This window comes from Leuconostoc suionicum (assembly GCF_001891125.1).
Taxonomy (GTDB): Bacteria; Bacillota; Bacilli; order Lactobacillales; family Lactobacillaceae; genus Leuconostoc; species Leuconostoc suionicum.
Genome location: NZ_CP015247.1, coordinates 635,052 through 657,121, shown reverse-complemented (window position 1 = coordinate 657,121; position 22,070 = coordinate 635,052). Strand labels below are relative to the sequence as shown.

Genomic DNA, 22,070 nt, shown 5'->3' with positions numbered 1-22,070 from the left:
AATAAAATAATCTTGATTAGTGTAGCACTTTCTCGAATACTAACATTAATACATTTTACGTGACCGCGAAGAAAAAACAAGGCCATTTTCAGTCCTTGTTTTTTAAAGAAAAGCTGTCCAAAAAAATTTATTTTTTAACAACAAACCGCAATCCTTTTGGAAAAAAGTTCTTAATTTGTCCGTTAACGTAGCGTCCCCATCCAGCACCGTTACCTTTAGCAGTCATTAATACCCAACCTTTGTCTAGGTCCTGCCTTGTCTGAATGACATCACCATGAACAAATTGTGCCCACTCCTCATGGTTCATTTCATACGACTGATTAACTTCATCAGGGTTCAAGGCCAGAGCTAACGCATGTGCTGGCTCGAATCTTTTTTTCTTAAATAAACCTAATTCAAGGCCAAGACGTAATATCTTCATACTTGAAATATCTGGTGTGCCAAATGGTGCCATATACAAATGATCTCCAAACAAAACATATTCATTTGCTTTTTGATCAAATGTAACCAATGTTTCCTCAAAAAAACTAAATAAGAGTTCACGTTGTTGTTTATCTAAAGGTTTGTTTTTAAGCGGTTTGACAACAGATACATCATCGTAATCGTCATTAGCCTTAACAAGCTTCGCCACAAAATGTCCTTCCCCTTCAAGCTTATGTGGCCACAATCTTGCAGCTTTTTTCATCTCATCTTTGGTTGTCGTTGCACTGTGCTCATTTGTTCCATTTACAAAAAGTTCGTCTATCCATTCAGGACGTGCATCACTGATATTAGCGCTGTTTGGTTTTTCAATCGAAACCAAACTAAATTCAGGATACTCCGCCATGAGCCAATTGATTATTTGTTCGTCCTCTTCTGGAGCAAATGTACAAGTTGAGTAAACTATCTGCCCACCCGGACGAAGCATTTTAACAGCTTCTCCGAGAATTTCACGCTGCCTCGTGGCATTCTCTGCTGGATAATGTTCGTGCCAATAGTCTGTCGCACTGGGATCTTTACGAAACATTCCCTCACCAGAACAAGGGGCGTCTAATAAGATTTTATCGAAAAAAAGAGGTAATCTTGAACTCAGTTCAGCTGGTGTATGTGAACTAACAATTGCATTTTTAATGCCCATACGCTCGATATTTTCACTCAAAATTTTTGCACGATTTAAGAATATTTCGTTAGACCATAATAGTCCTTCTTGCCCCATGAATGCTGCAAGATGAGTTGATTTCCCACCCGGTGCAGCGGCTAAATCTAAAACGCGTTCGCCTGGATTTGGCCTAACAACCTCACCCACAAATTGCGCTGACGGCTCTTGGGAGTAGACCACACCAGTAACGTGGTCTACTGAATGTCCGTTAACAGCTCCAAAATGTCCCCATTTACCATAGGGAAGATTACCATGATCTTCTGTATCATTGACGACAGGATGCGGTTTTAATGGATTCACACGATACGCTTTTTGAGCCGGTGCGTCAAAACTCAATAAAAAATCTTCATACTCATCGCCGAGGAGCCGATTGTATTTATTTTTAAAGTCTTCAGGCAACATCAATAGTTATCAACCTCTTTGTCTGTTGGAATTGAAGGAATAGCACCTGGACGTGTTACAGCGATTGCACTAGCAATGTTAGCTCGCTGCACAGCATCATCTAAATTACTAAAATCAGGTGCTATGACGCTGGCTAATGTACCAATAAAAGTGTCACCTGCCGCAGTAGTATCTTGTGCATCTACCTTTTCGGGTTGTACCCACCATCTTTTTTGACCATCGGCGATAAATGATCCCGCTTCTCCTAATGTGATAATACTCCGTTGGACTCCCTTCGCTTGTAGGGCATCGCTAACTCGATTTAAAACACCCTCGTCATTGATAACACTGATGCCCGTTAGTAATTGCGCTTCTGTTTCATTTGGCAGCACAATATCAGTAACAGCCATTAGTTCTGGGGTAAGTTCGTACACAGCCGGAGCTGGATTTAGGATTGTTTGCACATTATTTTGTTTAGCAATTTTAAATGCCGCCAAAATAACTTCGAACGGCACTTCAAATTGTGCGATTAGTACATCAGCTTGCGCAATTAACGCTGTATTTATGTCCTCAATTGTTAAGGCTTGGTTTGCCCCACCATGAATCAATATTGTATTTGCACCACTATCTTGCAACATAATGTATGCTGACCCAGTTGGCACATCACTATTTGTTGACACTGCGTCCACATTAACACCATTAGTGAGTAATGTTGCTCTCATAAACTGTCCATTCGCATCGTTGCCAACAGCACCAATAAATGAAACATTTGCTCCTTGCCGTGATGCGGCAACTGCCTGATTAGCCCCTTTACCACCTGGTGCTGTTGTTACATCAGTAAGCGCCATTGTTTCGCCAACAAGTGGCATCCGTGGCATTTTCATAATATTATCGACATTCAAGCTGCCGAGTACAACAATGTTTTTAGTCATGTTTCCGTCCATTTTAATAAAATTTCTTTTATTATCATACCATGAAATAGATAACGAAAAGCATAGATTACTAAACATTCTTTTTTAAATATTAGTTATTCAATATTTTTGCTTTGGTCTAAAGTAACGATAAATTGCCTGAGCTGAAATAAGTAAGAATATCGAAGCAGCTAGCATTAATGTTTTATAAGTTTCATCGTGATATACAAGCATTGCTCGTACAATAGCTGTAACACCAATATACAAGAAATTATCAGTGGAAATATGCGCATCCTTAACAAAGTATTCTCTCCCTAATCCCAAAAATTCAAAAAATAGAAAGACAATCAATATTTGCTCAGCTAATTCCGTAAAATGCCCTGAAATATCCTTAATTGACAACATTTGTGCCAAATTCCAAATTTCACGAATCAAAAAACCAAATATAACGATACCAATTAAAATCATCATAATATTTAAAACGTATTCAAAATATCCAGCTACCTTTTGATGCCATTCATGTTTCATAAATTTCTCCCTCTAATGTAGACAGATTTAGAATGTTTTATATCCGTATCAAAAGTTTAACATAATTACTAAAAATCAAACAAACTTAACTGATTTTCATCCGGCAATCCATCTAAAACCGAGTGCAATGTCATAAACTCAATAATTGTTTGTGAGACTTTTCCACGCTTCTTTAAATCTTCTTTACTGATGAATGGTTTTTCTGTTCTAGCAGCAACGATTTGCTTTGCCACATTATCTCCCAATCCAGGTAAAGAAACGAATGGCGGAATCAATGTATCCCCATCGATGACCCACTCCAGTGCTTCAGACTTATTTAAATCAACCATAGCAAAAGTGATATTACGTTCCAATGCTTCATTAGCCATCTCTAAAACAGTTAACAAATTTTTGTCTCCAACAGTGGCATCATTTCCTAGCGACTTGAGCTTCTGTATTGCTGCTTTAGTTGCATCCTTACCGCGACTCATAGCAACGATATCAAACGCATCAGCCCTTACAGAAAAATAAGTGGCATAGTATATCGTTGGAAAGTATACCTTAAAGTAAGCAATTCTTAGCGCCATAAGAACGTACGCCGCAGCATGAGCACGTGGGAACATATACTTAATCTTCAGCATTGATTGAATATACCATTCAGGAATTTTTGCTTCACGCAACTGTTTTTGGTATTCGTCTGTTATTCCTTTTCCTTTACGTACTTTTTCCATAATATTGAAGGCATCAGCAGCAGGAAATCCCCAGTTAATTAAATCGGTCATAATTTTATCACGCGTTCCAATTACTGTACCGATTGTTGCTGTACCATTCTCAATTAATTCATTGGCATTACCTAACCAAACATCAGTACCATGAGATAAACCAGAAATTTGTAATAATTCCGAGTAAGTATGTGGCTGCGTTTCTGTTAACATACCTCGCACAAAATTTGTACCAAATTCAGGTAAGCCAAGTGTTCCTGTGTTAGAAAAAATTTGCTCAGGTGTAACGCCTAATGCTTCAGTTGATGTAAACAAGCTCAACACACCAGGATCATTGGCAGGAATTGACTGCGGGTCAATTCCCGACATATCCTTTAAAGTACGTACCATTGTTGGATCATCATGACCCAGTATATCCATTTTAAGTAAATTATCATGTATTGAATGATAATCCATGTGTGTAGTTTGCCAGAGAGATTTTTGGTCATCAGCTGGATATTGTATTGGTGTAAAGTCATATACCTCATATTCACGCGGTACAATCAAAATACCACCCGGATGTTGACCAGTAGTACGTTTAACCCCTGTCATTCCCTGTGCAAGTCGTTCAATTTCGGCACCACGGTAATGTTTTTCATGTTCACGTTCATAAGCTTTAACATAACCAAAAGCTGTTTTTTCAGCGACTGTCGCAATTGTCCCAGCACGATAAACATTATGTTCACCAAACAATACTTTCATGTAGTTATGTGCAATTGGTTGGTAATCACCAGAAAAATTCAAATCAATATCAGGCACTTTGTTACCAGTAAATCCCATGAAAGTTTCAAACGGTATATTTTGTCCATCACCGATCAATAATTCACCGGGATGATTTGGATCTTCTTTTTCAGGCAAATCATAACCGGACTCATACTGCTTAGGATCTACCAATTCAAAATAATCTCCATGGGAAGAACGGTAATGAGGTGGCAAGGGATTAACCTCTGTAATTCCAGACATTGTAGCGACAAATGAGGATCCTACAGACCCACGAGAACCAACCAAATAACCATCTTTAATTGATTTCGCAACCAGCCTTTGTGCAATAATGTAGTGTGGCGCAAACCCATTACCGATAATGGCTTTTAATTCTTGATCGATGCGAGCCTGTATTTCTTCTGGAATAGGATCACCGTACCATTCCTTAGCTGTGCGATAAGTTTTTTCAGTTAACTCATCGCCAGCCTCAGGAATATTTGGTGGATACGAACCACTTTTTAGTGGTTCAACATTCTCTAACATATCAGCAATTAAATGTGTATTATCGATAACCAACTTTTTTGCTAATGCTTCACCCATAAAAGCATAATCATCAAGTAATTCTTGTGTTGTTTTAAAATATAGGTCCGGCAATTCGGTTCTATTTTGTGGGTTTCCAGGTTGTGTGGCAATTAAGATATTTCGATAAATCTTGTCTTCAGGATTTGTGTACTTTACATCCTCGGTAACTACAACAGGTTTCTTAAGTTTATCACCTATTGACACCATATCTTTCAAAATATCTTGCAATTTTTCTTCATCTGCAATCAATCCTGATTCAATCATTGGTTGATAATTGGCTGTTGGCTGTATTTCAATAAAATCGTAATATGCTGCCTTTTTCTTTGCTTCTTGATATCCTTTTTCAATCAAGGTAATGATAACATCACCACCCGTATCTCCTGTACCGATAAGTAACCCTTCCCGATACTGTTCTAGAATTGATCTTGGAATACGCGGTACCCGGGCAAAAAACTCAATGTTAGATCGAGACACTAATTTATATAAATTTTTCAAACCTATTGCATTTTGAACTAACAAGGTGGTATGCACGGGGCGCCCGTGCTTCCAAGCGTCTCCTTCAGTCATGTGATCATTCAACTCATTATGGCGGTTTAAATTATAACGTTCGTGTGCTTCTTTAATTAATCGCCAAGCGATATGTCCAGTGGTTTCTGCATCAAAAATGGCGCGATGCGCTTGTTCCAAATTAATATTGAAACGCTTGGCAATTGTGCCTAATCTATAAGACTTATAATCAGGGTATAACCAGCGTGTAAATGGTAACGTATCAATAATAGCATTCATAATAATGGGTTGATTATAGCGCGTATAGGCAGCATTCATAAAACCGACATCAAATGTGACATTATGCCCAACCAAGACGGCATTCCCAGACCATTCACGAAAACGTTTAATAATATTTTCTTCTGTATCTGAATTAGCAACCATAGCATCAGTAATGGAAGTTAACTTGGTGGTGAACTCAGAAAGTGGGAAGCCAGGATTAATGTACTCTGAGAACTTCTCAATAACGTTACCCAACTGCATTTTAACCGCGGATAACTCAATAATACGATCTGTCACTGCCGATAAACCAGTTGTTTCCAAATCAAAAGCTACAAAAATAGTGTCTTTATTCAATAATTCGGTTTGATTTAAATTAAAGCCAATGGGCTCACCATCCTCAACCAAGTTAGCTTCCATGCCATAAATCATTTTCAAACCATTTTTTGCACCAGCAGCTGATGCCTCAGGGAATCCCTGAACATTACCCGTATCAGTAACAGCCAAAGCAGTTTGTCCCCAACTTTTTGCTAATTTCGCGACGCCTGAAAAATCAGTAACTGCATCCATCGCTGACATATTAGTATGTGCATGTAATTCAATATGTTTTTTTTCAGCTTGATAAGCTTCTTGTCGATTCGCATGATCTACAACCTGCAAATCATATATGTTCATCACCAATTCGCGTGCATATTGATCTTCTTGAATGTTTCCACTTAATCGCACCCACAAACCAGACTTTAAACCGTCAAAAACAGCTTCATCATTTTCGTTATTTGAAAATTTCTTAGCAGAAATAGAGCTTGAATAATCTGTCAATTTGAGTGTTAGTAGTTTCCGTCCAGAACGTAGCTCTCTTATTTCTTCCGCAAAAATATATCCCTCTATAACAACACGATTTTCTTCACCATCTATACTATCTAAACGTGTAATTTCAGCATCAGCAGGTATCTTACGCCCTAAAGCTAATGCAACACCTTCACTAGAAACTTTAGGCTTTGATTGTTCATTAGCAACAATTGCTCTCTGCAAATCTTCACGCGCTTTAGCATGATGTTGTGCCACATTTTCTTGAATTTCTTGCTCAAGTTGTTCATCCAACTTTGGAGTCAACTTAATTTTTGGTAAACCAAAAGAATGATAAACTGTCGTAATTGAATCGATAACCTCAACAGTCAGTGCGCGATACAAAATTGATGCGCCGACTGCAACACCAAAGTGGTTCGTTTCAATTGTCTTTAGTATCGTGTTGCTTGCAAGTTGCTGCGTTGTAGCATGGTTAAGACTTGATTCTTGTAGCGCTAGATGCCAATAAGAATTGACAACTTCTTCGTTAACTTGCTGCACTGGCGTGGTGATCTCAAGTTGAACCACTGCTATATTAGTGAACGCAGTTCGTAAATACTGCTGAAATTGCATGTATACATTTACCGGTAGTATCTGTTCAATTTCGACATGAAAAAGCCACATTTTTTGACTAACTGAAACATCAACTTGAGACAAACAACCGTTATCAAAATAATGATGAATTTCTTCTGGTAGTTGAATATGCGTAAGTAAGTGTTGTAATTGTTCTTGTTGCGTTAACTTCATTTTATCCTCTACTTGAGTAAAAAAGCCGATAAAATATCGGCAATTTTAAATATACTTATTTTTCTGACGCATTTAGCAATACTGAGACAGAATCTACGACTTCGCTTACTCGCATCTCAATGTTTGTATTGCTTGCTCGAACTTTGACTTCTACAACATCTTCGTCAGCCTTTTTACCGACTGTAATACGGATTGGTAGGCCAATCAAGTCCGCATCAGCAAACTTAACTCCAGCTCGTTCTTTACGATCGTCAACTAGTACTTCCATGCCTTGCGCTACCAACAATGTCTCTAACTGTTCAGCCACACGAGCTTGGTCTTCATCTTTCATGTTAATTGGAACAATATGAATGTCAAATGGTGCTACGCTAGCAGGCCAAACTAAACCATCTTCATCAGCCTTTTGTTCGGCAATAGCACTCAATAAACGTGACACACCAATACCATATGATCCCATGATGACATCAGTTTGTCGTCCATTATTATCCAGAACTTGTGCGCCTAAGGCTTTCGAGTAGCGTGTACCAAGTTTAAAAATATGACCAATTTCAATACCTGAAGTAAACTGTAATTTACCCTTACCATCTATGGATAAATCACCCTCACGTGCTGTACGGAAATCACTAACATTTTCCGCGAGTAAGTCAACATCACGATTCCAGTTAATATTGACATAATGCATCCCGTCTTCATTAGCACCAGCTGCAAAATTAGCTAGATCAGCCGCTCTCTCATCAACTAGAAGTTTAACTTCTTCTGGTAATCCAATTGGTCCCAATGAACCAAATCCGGCACCAACCGCTTTACGAACATCCGCTTCTTCAGCCATAACCAACGAATCAGCATGTAAATAATTCTGAACCTTAACTTCATTGACTTCAAAATCGCCAGTTGTCACAACAGCAACCAATTCGTCATCTGCAACGAACATAATCGTCTTCACCAATTCATTCTTTGGCTTATCCAAAAATGTGGCAACATCATCAATTGTTTTTTCGTCAGGGGTTGAAATCTTTTCAAGCGCCAACTGTTCACCTGTTGCAGATTGACGTTCGTAGAAGTCTTTAGCCATTTCAAGATTAGCCGCATAATCTGTTGCATCAGAATATGCAATCGTATCTTCACCAGCTGCAGCAGGTGCCGAAAATTCTTTAGAGTCTGATCCACCCATAGCACCAGCATCGCCAACTATTGCACGATACTCGAGCCCCAGTCGATCAAAGATATTGGTGTAGGCTTCTTCCATATTATGAAATGCCTCATCCAACCCCTCTTGATCAGCACTAAATGAGTAAGCGTCTTTCATAATAAATTCACGAGTGCGTAATAGGCCGAAACGTGGTCGGTTTTCATCACGGAACTTTGCCTGAATTTGATAAACAGTTAACGGTAATTTCTTGTATGACTTAATTTCATCAGCAATTAATTGCGTAAAAGTTTCTTCGTGCGTGGGGCCCAAAATAAAATCGCGATCTTGACGATTTTTAAACTTATATAAAGCTGGTCCGTATGTTTCATAACGACCAGAACGTTGCCATAGCTCGGCTGGTAAGACTTCAGGTACCAACATTTCGTTGGCCTCAATCTTATCCATCTCTTCACGAATAATTGTTTCAATTTTATTTAAAACTCGTTTTGCTAGTGGTAAATATGAAAACATTCCCGCTGCAATTGGGCGAATATACCCTGCTTTTAGCAAGAGTTGATGGCTTTTTACTTCAGCCTCTGCTGGAATGTCCCGCAATGTTGGCATTAATAATTTCGACTGTTTCATGAATTCCCCTTATGTTTTGTTGTTATGTACGGTGCCATTAGCACCAGTTTTTATCTTAAAATATCGTTTATAGTGACGGCGATCATTAAAATAATCATAAATACAGCGCCAACGATAGTTACAGCGTTTTCAAATGATTGTGGCAAAGGTCGACGCAATATGCCCTCCAATAAATTTAAAATGAGTTTACCGCCATCCAATGCTGGAATTGGAATTAGATTCATAATACCCAAATTAAGTGATAGCATAGCCATAAATATTAATATGTTTAAGAATCCTGTTTTTGCTACAGATGAAGTTGTTTTAGCAATAGATACAGGGCCACCAAGCTTATCTAAGCTAAAGCCACCAGTAAATAGATGGCTTAAAGCATGCCATATTTGGCCAATTGTCGCACCAGTATTTATTAAACCATATTTTAGACGTGAAATGGTATCAGTATGTTTTTTTTCGATGATACCAATTTGTTTAGTCTGCACACCATTTATTTTAACAGTTTTTGGTCTCACTTCAACCTGCTTTTTGTGACCATTGCGTGACACTGTGATATTCAGCTGATTTTTCTTAGAATTACCAATAGCATTGGCAATTTGATCCCAAGTAGTCGTTTTGACCGTATCAATTTGTGTGATTTTATCGCCAGATTTTAGGCCAGCTTGATAAGCCGGCATATTTTTTTGAACGGTGCCAATAATAGGTTCATTCAAACCCACACTAGCGATGGCAAACCCTACTCCTGAAAAAATAACTAGGGCTAATATAAAGTTCATAACTGGACCAGCAATATTAATTAACGCACGTTTCCATACTTTGGCGCTTTGTAGCCACACATCTCGTGGTGCAACCTGAACCTCAACACCATTTTCCTCAATAATCGTTGCATCATGATCGACATGTACAGTCGTCATTTCTGTGGCATTGTCTGAATATCCCGTCAGGGTTAAAGCATCACTTAAATCGAATGAATCAACTTGGAAAGGCACACCAATCCCAGCCTCATCTATTTGTGTATCTATTTTTGTGACTTTTCCTTGTTCATTAAAAGTCAAACGTAGTCGTTGACCTGCATCCAGATCGGGTTCTTCATCCATCCCAGCCATGCGAACATATCCACCTACAGGTAGTATGCGAATAGTATAGGCTGTATGATTTCGATTCCAACTGAGCAGTTTTGGTCCCATTCCGATTGCAAATTCACGAACTAATACACCAGATTTTTTCGCGACAAAAAAATGTCCAAATTCATGCACTGTAACGAGCACGCCAAACACAAATATAAAAGCAATAATTGATGTAACATTCATAAATTTAGCACCTACTTGATTTGAAGAAATCTAACATTCTTGCAAAATCATTTTTAATTGAGTATACCCAATACGGCCATCATAGGCATAACGATTAACATTGAATCAAAACGGTCTAATATGCCACCATGTCCAGGCAAAATATTACCCGAATCTTTCACACCATAATGACGTTTGAAACCGGATTCAATTAAGTCACCTAACTGACCAGCAATTGACAAAATAGCCGTAAATGCCAGCAACTCGATAAAATTATAATCTGGCAACCAATGGAAAATGGTAAACAATGCCGGAATAACAATAATAGCTACCATGCTACCACCAATAGAACCTTCCCAAGTTTTATTGGGGCTGATTTTAGGAGCCAACTTATTTTTCCCAATGGCACGACCAACCATATACGCACCTGAATCAGTGATCCATACAATCAGCATACCGAACATGACCGTAGCAATTCCTTTACTATCTGCTTGAAAAAAGTAATGAAATCCTGTACCAACATATACAATCGTCAGCGCCAGTGTTCCTGCATCATCAAAATTAAAATGATTACGACTCAAAACAGTATGCAACAAAAGTAAGAAGACAATAATATAAAAAATGACGCTTCCATTAAGATTAAAGGGCATATTCTGCCAAGTCGCTTTCGGTAGTGCAATTACAATAACACCAACAAAGCTCAGCAATGCTTCCGCAGATACGAAAAAACGATGTTTCATACGTAGTATCTCGCCCATAGCAACAACAGCCATGGCTAACGTCAAAATTAAAAGAGGCGTACCACCAATTACTAACAATGGCACAAAGATAATTAAAGCAACGATTGCTGTAATAACACGTGTTTTCATTAAGCTTGTTTCTCACTTTCATCATTGAGACCGCCAAATCGTCGATCTCGTTTTGTATAAGATTGTATGGCTGCCATGAGATCATCCGAAGAATAGTCAGGCCATAGAACATCAGTAAAATATAGTTCTGCGTAAGCGGCTTGATATGGCAAAAAATTACTCAAGCGCAATTCACCAGAGGTTCTAATCATCAAGTCTGGTGTAGCCAAGTCTCCCAAGTGTGCTGTCTGTAAGGCAGCAGAGAAAACTTCCGAATTAATATCATCCGGTGACAAATGACCCTTGGCCACTTCTTCGGCTATTTTTTTTGTGGCACCAACGATTTCAACTTGTCCGCCATAATTCATTGCAAAGTTTAAAACCATGCCGGTACCGCTGGCAGTTTCTTCAATTGCTCTGTTAACGGCATCTTGAGTAGCTACTGGTAACGCATCAACATTTCCAGTAACAGAAACTCGAATGTTATTTTTAATCAAATCAGGTACGAAATCATTAAAAAAAGCGATCGGCAGCTGCATTAGAAAGTTGACCTCATCATTAGGGCGTGACCAATTTTCCGTAGAAAATACGTATAGTGTCAAGACTTTAACGCCCATATCACTTGCTGCAGACGCAATGCGCTTTACTGTATTCATGCCAGCTTTATGTCCCGCAGCTCTTGGCATCAAGCGCTTCTTTGCCCATCGACCATTACCATCCATAATAATTGCAATATGCTCTGGAATTTTAAGTTGCGTAGTATCGTAAACGGTGTTCTCTTTTGTTTTAAAAAGCGCCAAAACGCTCCTCCTTCGTATGCAATATTTTTTTGCATAATGGTATCTAGTACATTTTACCAGAATGAAACGCTGCGTACAAAAAAATCGATAAGAATATTTCTATCGATTTTTATATTTTATTGAACTGTTACACTCTTTGCCAAATTTCGAGGTCGATCAACATCCAATCCTCTATCTAGAGTTGCATAATAGGCTATTAATTGAGCTGGAATCACTTCCAATAATGGCATCAGTAACTCATTAACTTCCGGCAAAATATAGGCGTCGCCTGCTTTAGCCAGTTCTTTGGTTGCTATAACAATTGTATTAGCACCACGTGCGGCAACTTGTGCAATCTCACCTCGAACTAATCCAGCTGTCTTCGCTTGTGTAAGGAGTGCAAAAACTGGTGTACCTTCTTCAATAAGTGAGATCGTACCATGCTTTAGTTCTCCAGCTGCAAACCCTTCCGTTTGGATGTAAGAAATTTCTTTTAATTTGAGCGCCGCCTCAACAGCTACGGCAGCATCTAGGCCACGTCCGATATAAAATGCTGAGCGCTGTCCAGATAATGCGCTTTCTGCTATTGCTTTAAAATCTTCTTTTTGATCAATGATCACTTGCATTTCAACAGCTACTTTCGCCAATTCAAGCTTCAAATCCAATTCTGAATGACCAATAGCGTGAGCTAAAATAGCTTCAACACTTATTTGAGCCGTGTATGCTTTGGTAGAAGCAACCGCTATTTCCGGTCCGGCGAGTAGAGGTAATGCGAAGTCAGCTTCTCGTGTTAATGTTGAATTCATAACATTAGCAATAGTCAAGGTTGGATAGCCTTGTTTCGTAATGTTATCCAAAACTTCACGAGAGTCAGCCGTCTCACCTGATTGGCTTAAGAAAATAAAAAATGGTTTTTGGCTGAGCATTGGTTGATCATAAGCAAATTCTGAAGAAATATGAACTTCAGTCGGAATCTTAGCCCATTGTTCAAAATACCGTTTGCCAACTAATCCGGCATGATAAGATGTTCCCGCAGCAACAATATATAAGCGATCAGCCGCCTTCATTGCATCAATAATTTTGGTATCGATATTTTGAATATTATTCTCATCATCAAAATAATATTGAGAAAGTGTGCGAGTAACAATTGCTTGCTCATCCACTTCTTTAAGCATGTAGTATGGATAAACACCTTTATCTGTTTCTGCAGCATCAATATCGAGATGGAATGGTAACCGTGTAATTGGTTCTCCTTGCGCATTGAATAAGGTCACTTTATCTTTCTCAACAATCGCAACTTCATCATCCATCAATTCGATAAAGTCATGGGTTACATCTAACATAGCAGCAGCGTCGGATGTCACCACATTTCCTTGATCTGAAACACCAATCAGTAAAGGACTTTTCTTTTTAGCAGTATACATAACACCAGGTTCTTGGCGATCCATCAACAAGAACGCGTATGCTGAATTGCCGTCTAGTAAAGCAATCATTTTCTTAAAAGCGTCAACTGCTGACAAATTCTCTTCTTTTGCAAACTTATCTATCAATTGGACAGCAACTTCAGTATCTGTCTGAGAATGTAGTTTTACACCTTGCAAATATGTATCGCGTAATTCGTCGTAATTTTCAATTACACCGTTGTGTGCTAAATAGAAACGTCCATCTTCTGAAGCATGGGGATGCGCATTTTCAACAGATACGCCACCGTGAGTTGCCCAACGCGTGTGAGCAATACCCGAAGTACCCCTGATATTCTTGTCTTCCGTAGCACGTTCTAAATCAGCTACACGGCCTGTTTCCTTGACCAAATAGTCTCCTTGGTCACCATCATTTACATACACGCCAGCGGAATCATAACCACGATACTCTAGCTTTTCTAGACCTTTTAACAAAGTTGGTAACACTTGATTAAAACTAGTAAATCCAACAATTCCACACATTTATATAGTCCTACTTTCAAAAATGGTTTTATTTTTTATTTTGTTCACAAGTGTTATTTTACACAGCTTAAAAGCCATTGTCAAACAACTCTTAATTTATTGGTATACCTTATAAAAAGTGATTGGTACAATATTATTATTTAGAATATTTCTTCTATAAAATATGAGTTTATGGTATCATATAAAAAAATTGAAGGTGAGACATATTGTGACAAAACTCGTTACATGGCACATCAAAAATGCCAAAATTCTAGATGTATTTAATTTAAAATTTGACGATACAGAATTATGGATTAACGATAATCAAATTTTATACCGCGGAAAACGAAGTGACTTGACAGCTAAAAATACCTTTGATGCTGGTGACGGATATATTGTTCCTGGGTTGATAGATTCCCATTTGCATATTGAAAGTTCATTACTCACGCCCAGTGAATTCGGAAAACTGGTTATTCCACATGGCATTACACGAATATTTGCAGATCCCCACGAAATTGCCAGTGTAGCTGGTGTGTCTGGCATCCAATATATGTTGGAAGATGCTAAACAAACACCGCTAAATATTCATTACATGTTACCCTCTTCAGTACCCGCTACACCTTTTGAACATGCTGGAGCCACGCTTCACGCTGATGCTTTAAAGCCATTCTATAGCGTACCGGAAGTCAACGGATTAGCAGAAGTTATGGATTTTCCTGCTGTAGCAAATCTTGATCCCGATATGTTACAAAAAATTAGAGATGCTGAAGATGCTGGTCGACATGTTGACGGGCATGCTGCCGGTTTAACTCCGGAGCAACTTGCAGTTTATCGAAAAGTTGGCATTGACACCGATCACGAAAGTGAGAATGCTAAAGAAGCATTAGAGCGTTTAAATGCTGGTTTCTCCATATTTGTTCGCGAAGGAACGGTTGAGCGTGATGAAAAAGCAATACTACCGGCAATTACGATTGCCAATCAATCACACTTTTCTTTTGCCACAGATGACAAAACAGCTAACGACATCCAAAGCGAAGGTTCCATTGATTATAGCGTGAAACTTGCTATTGAAAATGGTATGGACCCAGCAATTGCCTTTACGATAGCAACATATAATGCCGCTCAAGCGCATAAGTTACAAAACACCGGCGCATTAACAAATGGATTTGTGGCTGATCTAGCAGTATTCGATGATCTAGCACATTTGAAGACACCAAAGGTCATGATTGGTGGTCATTGGTATAAAGACAATCAATCAACTGTCACACCGTTAGCTAACCAATCATTAAACTTCTCATTAACTAAATCCGATATCGCCTTACCTCTCCAATCTGATAAACCAGCGCATATTATCAATATCACACCTCACCACATCACCACCGAGCACACTGTGGAAGAAGTCCCCGTTGAACAAGGACAGTTCGTTGCAAACGAAACTTTCGCTAAAATTGTAGTTGCAGAACGTTATCACAATCTCGGCCATGGTGTCGGTATCATCAAAGGATTTAACATGCGCGACGGTGCGATTGCTTCAACTATTGCTCATGATTCCCATAACGTGATTGTAGCAGGCGTAAACGATGACGACATGATTTTAGCGGCAGATACGCTGCATGAAATTGGCGGTGGCCAAGTCGTCGTTAACCATGGTAAAATCACGACCCTACCACTACCAATTGGCGGTTTAATGTCAGACCAACCATTTGAAAATGTCATCAAAACTAATCAGCAATTATTACAAGCTTTCTCAGAAATCAGCGACGTGCCATTTGATCCATTTTTAACTTTGTCATTCATGGCATTACCGGTCATTCCAAGTTTGAAGATTACCGATCAAGGCCTATTCGATTTCGAAAAATTTGATTTCATCACAGTACAGGATTAAAAAAATGAGAGCATTAAGTATTCCCCCAGAAAAATTATTAACAATGATCATTGGGCAACCCATAACTTTAGATATTTCGTATGCAGGCCAACTACTTCTAGCATCAACAGCGCATCAACAACCAAACCTGCCGTCTGAAATGGCAGGCGCATTAGCCGAAGTCAGTGACACTGGTCAAGTTAAATTTATTACTTTGGTTCATCCATTTACAGTGATTAATCGTGATGAATTATTTGATATTAATGAAAGTAATATCCATCGAGAGCCATATAATTGGTTTGGTCCACAAGCACTTGTAATTGAGAAAAAAATGCAAGACTTCATCAACAGTTATGATGGCCCCGTTACAGAGGATGGTGCGATTCCTCGCCAATACATCCCCGACAATATTGCTGAACCAATTATTTTATCAGACAAATATTGGCAAGACTACGCTTCATTTGTCAATGACCCTGATGGTAGCTTCGCGAAGCAAATCAAACCAATATTTAAAATCATATAAACAAAAAAGCAATAGCGATGAGAACCGCTATTGCTTTTTTCGCGTGTTTTAGTTTTACGCGCCGGTAAAATGTGAAATAAATAATTGTGCAATATTAAAATAAATTAGAACTGAAGTTAAATCTGATAAAGTTGTAATAAATGGGCCACTTGCTACCGCCGGATCCATGCCTAATTTATCAATAAGTACGGGAATCAAGTACCCCGCTAGGTTGGCTACCATAATGGCAATTGCCATCGCGATACCCACTGCAAGACCCAGTTGATAATTATGCTTCCAAAAAGTAACAATTAGAAAAACTGAGAAACCCGTTGCTGTCCCTACTAAAAACCCCGCAAGAATTTCACTCAAGAAATTTTTGACAGCACTATTATTACTTCCTACAGCTAAGCGCCGGACAGCCAACGCTAATGCTTGCGTCCCAGCATTACCAGCTGTACCAGTAATCAGAGAAATAAACACAGCCAATATTGACGCTTTTCGTACCAGACCATCAAATGAACTAATCAGTGTAGCCGTTGACATTCCTAATAAAAGAAGTGCAATCAACCAAGGAATACGTTTAATCGCTGAATGCCATGCTGTATCATCTGTTTGACTAACGTTGACGGCGGCCAATCCGGAATAATCTTCAACAGCCTCTTCATCAATAACATCCACGATATCATCAACTGTAATGACACCTAATAATCGGTCATTATCATCTGTAACTGGAATGGATATGAAGTTATAGTCAGCCACAATTTGTGCAACGTCTTGCTGATCATCACCAGCTTTAACACTGATAATTCTGTCTTTCGTAATTTCCGAAACTAACATGTCATCAGGATGTGTTAACAAATCACGAAGAGAAATAACACCAACTAGCCGTTCTTGTTTATCTAATACATAAACGTAGTTGATCGCCTCAGCTTCAAGTGCTTGTTGCTTAACTAAACGCATCACTTCATCAACACGCAAATCTGCCTCAACTGCCAAGTACTCAATTGACATTAATGAACCAGCAGTTTGCTCCTCGTAATTGATCAGCTTGCGAATATCTTCAGCCTCATCTTTTGGCATCAAGCTTAAATAGGTTGCAACTAATCGTGTTGGCATTTCCTGGAGAAGATCGACCTCGTTATCGGCATACATATTGCGCAAAATTTGAACAGCTTTTTGAGGGGGCATTTCTTGCAATAAGTCATCAATATCTTCATCATCAACATCTATATTATCAAAAACAGTCGCTAATGTTTCATTGTCAAGCAATCGCCATGCTACTGCACGTAATTGTTCCGGTAATCCACTATACACTTGTCCCATTTCAAAGTCGTGTAGCGCGTTGAATGACGTCACAAAGGCCTCATCTTGTCCTGAATGCAATAAATCGGAAAGATGAGCGATATTTTGATGTAATTGTTCTGATTTTTCTTCCACTGTTTACTCTATATCTCTCAAAGTTTTTAAATCATCTGGTAAAGGCGTATTAAATTCTCGGTATTCCTCAATGAAGGGATCATAGAATTTCATGTGATAAGCATGCAATGCTTGTCTTTGTAATCCATGCCATGCTGGTCCACCATACAAAGTATCCCCTACCAAAGGATGCCCTATATTGGCAAAATGAACACGGATTTGGTGTGTTCGTCCTGTATGCAATTGTACTTTCACACGAGTCATATTTTGTTCATCATCTTCATAACGACGTTCGACCCAATATTCTGTGCGAGATGGTTTGCCATCATCACGGACTTCTCTTTTGATAAAATCCCCATCCATGCGACCAATCGGTGCATTAATATCGCCATGGTCATCCGGTAAAATACCTGACGGATAAGCTAAATAAAATTTTTCAACCGTATGGTTTTGTAATTGTTGATCCAAAACTGCATGGGCAAATCTATGCTTGGCTAATAAGACAATTCCTGATGTGTCACGATCAAGGCGAGTAACAACATGAGGAACTAAATCATCAGCCTTAATTGTTTCAAGGTGTCCTTTAACTTGATTGACCAAAGTATGCAAACGATCAGCATGTCCTGGAACCGTTGTTATACCGTATGGTTTATCAACAACTAGCCAATGTTCATTTTCAAATATAATGTCTAATGGTTTATAATCTGGTACAACCAAGTCATTACTTTTTTCTGTAGGCATAACAATCGTAACGATGTCACCATTCGTCAAATAATCGGATGTATAAACTGGTTTTTCATTTACCAAGATTGCGCCGCCATTATGCTTCATTTGGCTAAACATTCTATGCGAAACGCCATGATTTTGCAAAAAAGTGCGCACTTTACGCTGTTCATCACCACTATATTTCCAAGTAAATTTCATGTTTAATCTTATTCAATAACTTAAATTATATACTACAATATTCGCATTATATAATATTTAGCTTGCACCGCCCTGGAACAAACTATTACTAAATTTCCTCTCAAATTTATGTATAAAAAATCCTGTCCCTCGAGACAGTAATTAGCTTTTTAATTTATTCAATTTCACTGATAAAGGCATTCTGTACACGTCGCCAAAAATCCACATGCCGATATTGAGCAAAATGGACGCTTTTTTCGGAGACCTTAAAGCGTAGTTCAGTAATATTGTGCCCCTTAATTTCTTCTTGGTCATACATGACCAAAAAATGATCGCTTTTTGGCTTCATAACAATTTCTTGATCTTGTGGCACAATTAGCGGTGAACCCAATGTTCGAAATACTCGGTTATTAATTGAGGCTATTTCAGACATTTGAATTGCTGTCAAGCTCGGATGCAGTACTGCACCACCATTAGCCTTATTATAAGCTGTTGATCCAGTTGGCGTTGCAACAGCAATACCATCTCCACGAAAACGCTCAAAAGCGTGGCCACCTAAATATATATCGGCAACTAAAGTGCCAATAGGTTGCTTTATAACCGCTTCATTAAGCGCTAAAAACTTGTAAGATTCACCACTAGTTCTCACAACAGTCAGTTCGAGTAGTGGGTAACTAACTTTTTGTCCGTTATCATGGATTAAACTATCAACAAACTGGTCAAGCTCTGTGCTTAACCAATCCGTATAAAAACCCAAATGGCCTGTATGAAGGCCAACAAAACGTACGCTTTCTGTTTGATCAACATACTTTTGAAAAGCGCCCAAAAGCGTGCCATCCCCACCAACGGAAACGACAATATCCGGATTTCTATCATCAATATCGACATTGTTTTTTTTCATTGCCAGTATTAATTTTTTGGCAATAATCACGCTATGTTCAGCATGATTATTGAAAATTGCGATTTTCATTCTATTGCTCTTATCTCACTAAGTTCTTGATCTAAAGCAAAAGTTGATTCAGATAGCTTAGTCAGTCGATTTGCTAAATCTTCGTTCAACTCCCCATGCTTATAACGTAAATCGTGTTCCACAGTAGCCCAAAAATTCATCGCCATTGTCCGCACTTGAATCTCAGCCAATACCTTTAGTTCTCCAGTATACATCTGGACAGGATATTCAATCACAATATGATACGAACGATAACCCGAAGGTTTAGCATTACTGACATAATCACGTTCTTCTAAAATTTGAAAATCCGTCCTTTGACGCAACAAATCGACCACAGTATAAATGTCTTCAACATACTTAGTCATAATACGAACCCCAGCAATATCTTGTAAATCAAGAGCCAACCGATTTTCATCTAAATGTCGACGAACTATCTTTTCTTCAATTGAGGCTTGAGACTTTACACGACCAGTTACAAATTCAATTGGTGAATCTTCACCAGACTTTTCGTATTGCTGACGCAAACCACGTAATTTTACTTTAAGCTCTGAGACGGTTTGAATATATGGTATAAAAAAATGATCCCAATTCATACTGTCATCCTTTATTATATTTTTTTAATTACTACTATTCTATTTTAACATATTTATGAGCGTATCATTTGTCAAGTACACCCTTGACGACTATACTAATATTTTGTATATTGAATAAGTTAATAACTCAGGAGAACAATCATGCTATCTATATATCATTTCGATACGCCACTGTCCGATAATTGCTTAATTACAGAGCAATATCTACAAAAAATTAGTCAACAAATTCATCGTTCACATCATCTGTTTTTTGTGCCTTTAATCAATGAACCAATTTTGCAAATGATTAAAGATGATAATTCAACATGTGCTGATGAACCAACAGACAAAGCCAGCTTAGTCTATCGACTCACTCTCGACTTCAAAGCTGCTCAAATTGAAGGTAATAAAAAAGCGCGGGCTTTACTTATTAATCTACAAGAAGCGCTAACGATTGGTCATCAAAAATACTCACGTAACTTAGTAATCAATATTGCTAAAAAAGTGGGTATCAACATTACCGACTTTCTGTATAATCGTAATTCAAAAGAAACAATACAGGCCATACTAGAAGATCAACAACTAGCTCACGGTATGATGCCAAAGATTCAGGCTACGGTAGCAATTGATGATGCAGTCGATTTAAAAACGCAAATTTTGACTGATTTCTCTGTTAATGATTTGCTACCAGCATTTTTACCCCACATATCAGATGATGATGCATCAGAAAAAAGTGCAGAAGCATCAGTTAATTTAGCATGAATAATTACAAATAAAAAACTGCTACGAGATAGCAGTTTTTTATTTGTAATTATATTAAGCAGTTATTCGAGCTAGACTCGCCGCGCCAATCACACCAGCATCGTTACCCAACTCTGCTAACTTGACACGTGTAGAGTGACGGACTGTTGGAAAAGCAAACTTAGTCCAATGTTCTTCAACACGTGCACGCAAGAACTCGCCAGCAGCAGCAACACCACCACCGATAACAACAGCTGATGGATTCAAGATATTAGACATAATAGCTGTGGCATAACCCAAATAGTAAGCCACTTTGTCAACAACTTTATTTGCCAAAAAGTCGCCCTGTTTTGCTAAATCAAAGACAATTTTTGATGTGACTTCTTCACCATTGTCGATCATCTTCTTTAATTTTGAACTACCTACATATTCTTCAGCAATATTTTGTGCCAAATGAACAACACCGGTAGCTGAAGCATATTGTTCTAAGCAGCCACGATTACCACATGTGCACAAGTATCCATCAGGTTCAACAATCATGTGGCCGACTTCTCCGCCTGCCCCAACTGTACCGTGGATTAGCTTACCATTGGCTAACAATCCACCACCGACACCAGTTCCTAAGGTAATGAATGAAACATCATCATCATTATTACCAGCGCCCTTCCATGCTTCGCCAAGAGCAGCAGCGTTAGCATCGTTATCAATTGTCAGAGTAAATCCAGTTCCTGACTCAATATCTGCCTTGACAGGTTGCTCTGTTTTCCAATTTAAGTTAAAAGCACCTGTGACTGTACCCATTTCACGGTTAACAGTTCCTGGTGTTCCCATACCAATACCAATAATACGTTCTTTATCCAATTGGTATAAGTCTAAATGATGATTAATGGATTCAACAATATCTGGAACAATGTGTGCACCATCATCCAAAATGTTTGTTTTAATTGACCACTTTTGTTGAATTTCACCTTGATCAGTCAAAATTGCAAACTTGATAGTTGTACCACCAAGATCAACGCCAATAAGTTTATCTTTTGCCATGATTATTAAAGTGCAAAGCGTATTTCTAAAGACAAATCAACTGCCTTATATGATGATTAATCAGCGCAATGCATGTTTCCTCCATAAAATTTATTACTTACATATTTTAACAGAAAGTGCTTACATAGTGCAA

Annotated in this window: 17 protein-coding genes; 3 read left to right on the top strand and 14 right to left on the bottom strand. The window is 38.5% G+C overall.

Annotated elements, in window-relative coordinates; all coding sequences use genetic code 11:
• Positions 1–127: 127 nt before the first annotated feature.
• The 9 genes from A6B45_RS03405 to glmS form a co-directional block, all read right to left on the bottom strand.
• Positions 128–1,540 carry an RsmF rRNA methyltransferase first C-terminal domain-containing protein gene (locus tag A6B45_RS03405; protein WP_072613348.1) on the bottom strand — a complete coding sequence of 471 codons (1,413 nt, stop codon included), beginning with the start codon at positions 1,538–1,540 and terminating at the stop codon, positions 128–130.
• Positions 1,540–2,451 (bottom strand): ribokinase, encoded by a 912-nt coding sequence (rbsK, locus tag A6B45_RS03400; protein WP_072614467.1) that lies wholly within the window; start codon positions 2,449–2,451, stop codon positions 1,540–1,542. Before rbsK ends, A6B45_RS03405 begins: the two co-directional genes overlap by 1 nt.
• A gap of 99 nt (positions 2,452–2,550) precedes the next feature.
• On the bottom strand, positions 2,551–2,958 hold the full coding sequence (locus A6B45_RS03395) for a phosphate-starvation-inducible protein PsiE (protein ID WP_072613347.1): 408 nt from the start codon (positions 2,956–2,958) through the stop codon (positions 2,551–2,553).
• Between the two features lie 68 nt (positions 2,959–3,026).
• Positions 3,027–7,340 carry a PolC-type DNA polymerase III gene (locus tag A6B45_RS03390; RefSeq protein WP_072613346.1) on the bottom strand — a complete coding sequence of 1,438 codons (4,314 nt, stop codon included), beginning with the start codon at positions 7,338–7,340 and terminating at the stop codon, positions 3,027–3,029.
• A gap of 55 nt (positions 7,341–7,395) precedes the next feature.
• A complete protein-coding gene (locus A6B45_RS03385) occupies positions 7,396–9,114 on the bottom strand; it encodes a proline--tRNA ligase (RefSeq protein WP_072613345.1) in 1,719 nt (572 codons plus the stop codon).
• A gap of 50 nt (positions 9,115–9,164) precedes the next feature.
• Positions 9,165–10,418: an RIP metalloprotease RseP gene (rseP, locus tag A6B45_RS03380; RefSeq protein WP_072613344.1), complete on the bottom strand. Its 1,254-nt coding sequence runs from the start codon at positions 10,416–10,418 to the stop codon at positions 9,165–9,167.
• 53 nt (positions 10,419–10,471) lie between these two features.
• Positions 10,472–11,266 (bottom strand): phosphatidate cytidylyltransferase, encoded by a 795-nt coding sequence (locus A6B45_RS03375; RefSeq protein WP_072613343.1) that lies wholly within the window; start codon positions 11,264–11,266, stop codon positions 10,472–10,474.
• Positions 11,266–12,045: an isoprenyl transferase gene (locus A6B45_RS03370; RefSeq protein WP_072613342.1), complete on the bottom strand. Its 780-nt coding sequence runs from the start codon at positions 12,043–12,045 to the stop codon at positions 11,266–11,268. Before A6B45_RS03370 ends, A6B45_RS03375 begins: the two co-directional genes overlap by 1 nt.
• 116 nt (positions 12,046–12,161) lie before the next feature.
• The gene (gene glmS, locus A6B45_RS03365) at positions 12,162–13,967 is read right to left on the bottom strand and encodes a glutamine--fructose-6-phosphate transaminase (isomerizing) (protein WP_072613341.1); all 1,806 of its coding nucleotides are present in this window, start codon (positions 13,965–13,967) and stop codon (positions 12,162–12,164) included.
• A 208-nt stretch (positions 13,968–14,175) separates the two neighbouring features.
• Between glmS and ade the strand changes: the two genes are divergently transcribed.
• Together ade and A6B45_RS03355 are read left to right on the top strand one after the other, a co-directional pair.
• A complete protein-coding gene (ade, locus tag A6B45_RS03360) occupies positions 14,176–15,831 on the top strand; it encodes an adenine deaminase (protein WP_072613340.1) in 1,656 nt (551 codons plus the stop codon).
• Between the two features lie 4 nt (positions 15,832–15,835).
• A complete protein-coding gene (locus A6B45_RS03355; RefSeq protein ID WP_072613339.1) occupies positions 15,836–16,333 on the top strand; it encodes a hypothetical protein in 498 nt (165 codons plus the stop codon).
• A 54-nt stretch (positions 16,334–16,387) separates the two neighbouring features.
• On the opposite strand, the gene mgtE is transcribed toward A6B45_RS03355, so the two are convergent.
• The 4 genes from mgtE to A6B45_RS03335 form a co-directional block, all read right to left on the bottom strand.
• A complete protein-coding gene (gene mgtE, locus A6B45_RS03350) occupies positions 16,388–17,752 on the bottom strand; it encodes a magnesium transporter (protein WP_014324474.1) in 1,365 nt (454 codons plus the stop codon).
• 3 nt (positions 17,753–17,755) lie between these two features.
• The gene (locus tag A6B45_RS03345; protein ID WP_072613338.1) at positions 17,756–18,655 is read right to left on the bottom strand and encodes an RluA family pseudouridine synthase; all 900 of its coding nucleotides are present in this window, start codon (positions 18,653–18,655) and stop codon (positions 17,756–17,758) included.
• A gap of 154 nt (positions 18,656–18,809) precedes the next feature.
• Positions 18,810–19,604, bottom strand: a complete 795-nt coding sequence (locus A6B45_RS03340) for an NAD kinase (RefSeq protein WP_072613337.1) — start codon at positions 19,602–19,604, stop codon at positions 18,810–18,812.
• The gene (locus A6B45_RS03335; RefSeq protein WP_072613336.1) at positions 19,601–20,176 is read right to left on the bottom strand and encodes a GTP pyrophosphokinase; all 576 of its coding nucleotides are present in this window, start codon (positions 20,174–20,176) and stop codon (positions 19,601–19,603) included. Before A6B45_RS03335 ends, A6B45_RS03340 begins: the two co-directional genes overlap by 4 nt.
• Before the next feature lie 141 nt (positions 20,177–20,317).
• Between A6B45_RS03335 and A6B45_RS03330 the strand changes: the two genes are divergently transcribed.
• Positions 20,318–20,917, top strand: coding sequence for a DsbA family protein (locus A6B45_RS03330; protein ID WP_072613335.1), 600 nt, complete (start codon positions 20,318–20,320; stop codon positions 20,915–20,917).
• Positions 20,918–20,971: 54 nt separating this feature from the next.
• Here A6B45_RS03330 and A6B45_RS03325 read toward each other — a convergent pair whose 3' ends face one another.
• Positions 20,972–21,937 carry an ROK family glucokinase gene (locus A6B45_RS03325; RefSeq protein WP_072613334.1) on the bottom strand — a complete coding sequence of 322 codons (966 nt, stop codon included), beginning with the start codon at positions 21,935–21,937 and terminating at the stop codon, positions 20,972–20,974.
• Between the last annotated feature and the right edge of the window lie 133 nt (positions 21,938–22,070).